At 39.5% G+C, this 5,092-nt stretch carries 6 protein-coding genes; 2 read left to right on the top strand and 4 right to left on the bottom strand.

All coding sequences use genetic code 11. The annotated features are described in order from the left end of the window. The first annotated feature begins 223 nt into the window (after nt 1-223). The gene (locus tag AAF462_09940; GenBank protein MEM7009441.1) at nt 224-676 is read left to right on the top strand and encodes a hypothetical protein; all 453 of its coding nucleotides are present in this window, start codon (nt 224-226) and stop codon (nt 674-676) included. Between the two features lie 2 nt (nt 677-678). Here the strand turns inward: AAF462_09940 and AAF462_09945 are convergent, their stop codons facing one another. Further along, nucleotides 679-1,590 carry an LLM class F420-dependent oxidoreductase gene (locus tag AAF462_09945; protein MEM7009442.1) on the bottom strand — a complete coding sequence of 304 codons (912 nt, stop codon included), beginning with the start codon at nt 1,588-1,590 and terminating at the stop codon, nt 679-681. A 20-nt stretch (nt 1,591-1,610) separates the two neighbouring features. Continuing rightward, the gene (locus AAF462_09950) at nt 1,611-2,147 is read right to left on the bottom strand and encodes a TspO/MBR family protein (GenBank protein ID MEM7009443.1); all 537 of its coding nucleotides are present in this window, start codon (nt 2,145-2,147) and stop codon (nt 1,611-1,613) included. Between AAF462_09950 and AAF462_09955 the strand changes: the two genes are divergently transcribed. Next, nucleotides 2,146-3,024 (top strand): CPBP family glutamic-type intramembrane protease, encoded by an 879-nt coding sequence (locus AAF462_09955; GenBank protein ID MEM7009444.1) that lies wholly within the window; start codon nt 2,146-2,148, stop codon nt 3,022-3,024. The two genes, AAF462_09950 and AAF462_09955, sit on opposite strands and share 2 nt — an antisense overlap. On the opposite strand, the gene AAF462_09960 is transcribed toward AAF462_09955, so the two are convergent. After that, entirely contained in the window at nt 3,017-3,955 is a 939-nt protein-coding gene (locus tag AAF462_09960; protein ID MEM7009445.1) for a hypothetical protein, read from the bottom strand. The two genes, AAF462_09955 and AAF462_09960, sit on opposite strands and share 8 nt — an antisense overlap. A gap of 6 nt (nt 3,956-3,961) precedes the next feature. Then, nucleotides 3,962-4,927: an FAD-dependent oxidoreductase gene (locus AAF462_09965; GenBank protein MEM7009446.1), complete on the bottom strand. Its 966-nt coding sequence runs from the start codon at nt 4,925-4,927 to the stop codon at nt 3,962-3,964. Between the last annotated feature and the right edge of the window lie 165 nt (nt 4,928-5,092).

The raw sequence follows: 5,092 nt of genomic DNA on the forward strand, positions 1-5,092 counted from the left end.
CTAATTATGCAGAGGCGTATTACAACCGAGCAGGTTTGAATGCTGAATTAGAAGAATTAGAAAATGCAAAGTCAGACTTGATAAGAGCTATTGAACTAGAGGGATCATATAGGGACCAGGCTCTAAATGATGAGCTCCTAAGAGATTTGATTTCATGATGCTATGCTTTATATAATTAAAATGATAGTCTTACAATATTGAAACCAAGAGTAAGGAGACAGTTATGGGTCTTGATGCAAAAGAATTAACAGAGCTTTCAAAACATGCCGCCAAGGCAAGGCGCAATTTAGATAACCTTTTAGATTTTGTAGACCTTATGAATAAAGAGGGAGAAAACTTAGAGGGTGATATAGTTCCTCCGGGAGATAAGATAAAAGAGCTATCAGATCAAATGTCTAAGCATGTTGATGAAATAAAAGTGCTAATTGACACTGAGCTTGACAGAATACCTATAGACCAAGAAGAGCTTAAAGAAGCTGCAGAGAAATTAAACTTATATCACGGCGATATTCACCAAGTGCTCGCTTGGGCTGATGGACAAAAAACAAATTATAAAGAAAATTCCTATTGGTGGCGCTATTGGGTCGGAATCATTGATATCGTAATGCAGCACGAGATGGAAAATCCTAGTAAGCCTATGGCAAAGGGTGTTCAGTTTATGGAGAAGATTGACTGATTTTAGCCATTTATTTCAGGAACTATTTCTTTAGTAACTATCTCAATTGATTTAAATATCTCATCAAGGCTCTCACATGCCGGATCCAAAACCATATGTGATACCCCGATCTCCTCATATTGCTTTATGATAGCAATAATCTCATCTACACTTCCCTTGATTAGATAAGGCGGATCATTTCCTTCAGGATCATCGTTTTGAATAAATCCTCGATCCAATATTTCTAGGCGGTTTCTAACAGAAAATGTGAAGTTGGATAGATCCTTTCCTTTCTGATAGGAAAGCTGCTCCAGTTTTGAAATACCGTCTTTTACATCATCGGGACTGACCCATGTGGGCTGCCACCCGTCTCCATATTCTGCTGCTCTTTTTATGGCATATTCACTTGAGCCTGCGATAAAAATTGGAGGATGGGGTTTGGTATGTGGCTTAGGATAAAATTTTATATTTGAGAAGCTGCAAAACTCACCATCATAGCTTGGATCATCACTTGTCCATAGCTCCTTAATCGCTTCTAGGTATTCATTAGTTCTTGATCCTCTTTTCTCATAAGGCACGCTAAGGGCCGCGTACTCCTCTTTCATCCATCCCGGCCCAATTCCAAAAATGACACGACCTGTACTTAGAACATCCAATGTTGCAATCATCTTTGCAACTACTACAGGATTTCTGTAAGGAAGTATAATGACACTCGTACCGAGAGTTATTTTGGAAGTTTCTGCAGCAATATAGGAAAGAAGAACAAATGGATCGTAGAACATCTCGCTAAATGAGCCCAAATGACGCTCGGGCATCACAACATGATCACTCACCCAGATAGAATCTATACCAAGATCCTCTGCAGCTTTTGCTATTTCAATATTATCTCTTGCTTCAAGTGATAAACGTATGGGAAGTGTTATTCCAAATTTCATATTGGCTTATTAGATTAATGTTATTTATTCAAATGCCAAATATAGTAGTTTAGAAATGTAGCAAATGTAACCCATGCTAAATAAGGTAATAAAAGCGCTCCTGCTAATCTGTTTAGTTTCCAAAACATAATCAGTGTGATAAGTATTAGCAGCCATAATAATATAATGTCTAGAAGAGCTAAACCTATATTTTGCATCCCAAAGAAAAACCATGACCATAGAGCGTTTAATACAAGTTGGGCAATAAAGTAGGCTATTGGAATACCTGCAAGTTTAAATCCATAATCTTTCCACACCAGCCAAACGGATACTCCCATCAAAAAATATAGCACAGTCCATACCGGGCCAAATATCCAGTTAGGAGGATTCCATTCAGGCTTGCCTAGGGTCTGATACCACTCCCCAGGGCCGAATTGAGAACCCACAATTGCCGGCAAAAAACATATTACTATCCAGATTATTAGTCCTATTATTTTCATAATTGTATTTGTTGTTATAATAGACTCATTATAAATTCTTAGTTTTAGTGTACTTTCTCTAATCAGAACTACAACCATGAATAATAGTCAGAGCAATAACACAGAGATAGACATTACTAAAAACCGCTCTAAGAAAAGTTGGGCTATTTCCGTAGCGATACTGATTTCCCTTAGTGTTTATATATTAATTTTCTGGGCTCGTCTAGCAAAGCTGCTGCCAGAACCATATAACAGCTGGACATTTATTTATGAGCCGCTTATTGGCCCGTGGTGGATCAACAATTTCTTTTTGGATCTGCCTGTTTACACAAGGCTTGAGATTCTTTGGTACATACTATGCTTTATCTCATCAATGTTAATTCCGATAATTGTAATTCTGCTTAGCAAAAGGAAACTCACAGACTTTGGTATCGGCATGCTGAACAAACTGGGAATCAGACTGACAAGTATTGCAATACTTGTATCGATCCCTTTTGGACTATGGATTCAGCTCGAATCCCCCTACCCTCATAGATTAACAACTATGTATGTACTTTCATTGTTCAACAAAATACCGGAGCACTTTTTGATTCTTGGAATACTTGTGGCGCTCATGCTTCCCAACAGAAGACTGCCCAGTCCTGCTTATATGGCCCCGGTTGAAGGTACAAGAGGCCAGAGAATTCTAAGATGGCTTGGAATTGGTCAACCCATGACGATTGATTCAGATAGCCGCGCCTTGGCATGGTTTGGGTTGAATTGGACCTCGCTATTTGCGATTACGGTATCTGGATTTGTTTTTTATCTAATACATCTAGGCAGAGCTAATCACATAGAGGTGGCACTATCGCTTCCTGGCGGGATATTGGTTTCCTACATCACATTTAGAACACATTCCATTTGGCATGCTATTCCGGCTCACTGGACGCTAAATCTTGTACCAATGGCAATTATTAACTACTTTAAGCTCAATTAATCTTGGTACAGCTATCAGAGGGAATTTCTGACCAGTATGCTCTACATAAAGGCGGATATGGAGCGCAGAATTCTGGTAAGGCATTTTTAGGCGCAGGAAACTCAATCAGCGAAAACCCAAAGGCTCCTAACTTATCATATTTGTCCTGAGCCTCTTCTTTGGACAGATGTCTCCCATTTGTACAAGCTTTTGGCTTGCAGTACTTGTCATTGAAAACTTTCTCACCGTTTATCGCATATGCATCTAGTTCAAAACATTGTTCAACCCCTTTTTCGTTGGGCAGAAATAAAAGTGCGAGGTCTCTTTTCTTCATTGATGAATGAAAAAACGATACATCTTTAAGTAAATTTGAGTCCAGAACCAGCAATAGCGGATAACCTTCGACCTTTGAGTTCATAAAAAATAGCGAAGTTGCTTTATCCCATGTTGAGGTCTGGCAATTGCTTAGATAATAGCCAGGCTGACTTATATAGTAAGAGAACTCTAGCTTTTCAGGAGCAGTTGCTAGAGTATTTTTGTCTCCAGTTACAAACTTTATTTCCATATTGATCGGCTGGGCAAAACCTTGGCTTGCTCTTACACTGAGTGAATATTCCTGCATTGGATTTAGATCATTGACAGGCTTTAGCAACATAAATCTCCCCTCATAGTTATAAACCGATCTTCTTGATTGAAAGTTTTTTACTTTATATTTAACTTCATTTCCGCTGTTATCCCTAAGCTCAATCTCCAGTTTTGGAGGAGGGTTAGATATTGACTTAAAATCCTTAACTATTATTGCAGAGTCTATAGGAATAGATGTTGCCTGATCAGGCGGCCACAAGATTTCAGGCGCTGGTGGATACTTTTCCGGCTCACAGGAAATTACATCATCATGAATGAGAAAGAAAAAAATCGTTAAAAATGCAATAACTAAACTATACAGTTTCATAACACCCTATCCAATAAGTTGCTCTGCCAGATTAACCACTTCCTCAGCACAGCCCCATGAAAGCGTAAAGCCAGCGCCGCCGTGTCCGTAGTTATGTATAACACTGCACGAAGAGGAGATATTCTCAACTTCGAGTCTTACCTCGCTTCTTCCAGGCCTAAGCCCTACCCTGTATCCTAGTACCTCGGCATCTTTGAGACGAGGTTCAAGCACCTCACATTTCCTAAGTATCTCCTTAGAAAGCTCAGGATCTATATTCAAGTCCCAGTTGTTATCATCGGCGCTCCCGCCAAGTATGCAATATGTGGGATGAGGCACAACATATGAGACTGCCAAAGCACCTTCCTCCTCGTTTAAACAGTTTTTTAGTCCCGGATTGGTGGTCTTTACAAGCTGTCCTCTAATAGGAAATACTTCTTTGTCATCCAACAACTTCCCGGCTCCTAAACCTGTGCAGTTTATGACTAAATGCCTGTCTTCAGTAATCTCTTCTATATTATCTAGTTTGCGGTCAAGTTTTATTATTTCCCCGCCTGATTCTTTAAATCTATTTACTAAATACTCCATATAAATAGGTGTATCAATCCTCGCAATTGGAGCTACAAAACCATCTATGTATCCGGGCAGTAGTTCATCCGGCCCCGCTCTTCTAAAATCTTTGACCGCTACTTTCCAGTAGGGATCTTTTACTTTATGATCAAAAATCTGAATGAAATCAAAAAAACCAACCCCTATATCAGGAACCTTGCAAAGCTCTAAGTAGGTATCGTATGTAACGATTGCCCAAGGCAGAACTTTTTCTGGAGGATTTACACGAAATGGGTACCAATATGCGGTAGCAATATTGGAAGTCGTATCCGGAGGAATATCTAGAGTCACTATTTCAACTTCATAGCCCTTTTCTAATAATTTTATTCCTGAGGTAAGTCCAATAACTCCGCATCCTATTACTGTAGCTTGCTTATTGTTCATGAACGTGCCTTGAATCAGCCGCGTGCTTGATTGACCATCTGAACTATTACTTTCCTGCATTCATCGGGTGTAGTTGCTTGTGTTAAAAAACCTATCCGCCTGCTGAAGAACTCGCCGCCTGATTTTATTCTGACCTGCATACCCAATCTGTCAACTGATGTCATA

The organism is Thermodesulfobacteriota bacterium (genome assembly GCA_039028315.1).
Taxonomy (GTDB): Bacteria; Desulfobacterota_D; UBA1144; order Nemesobacterales; family UBA2774; genus CR02bin9.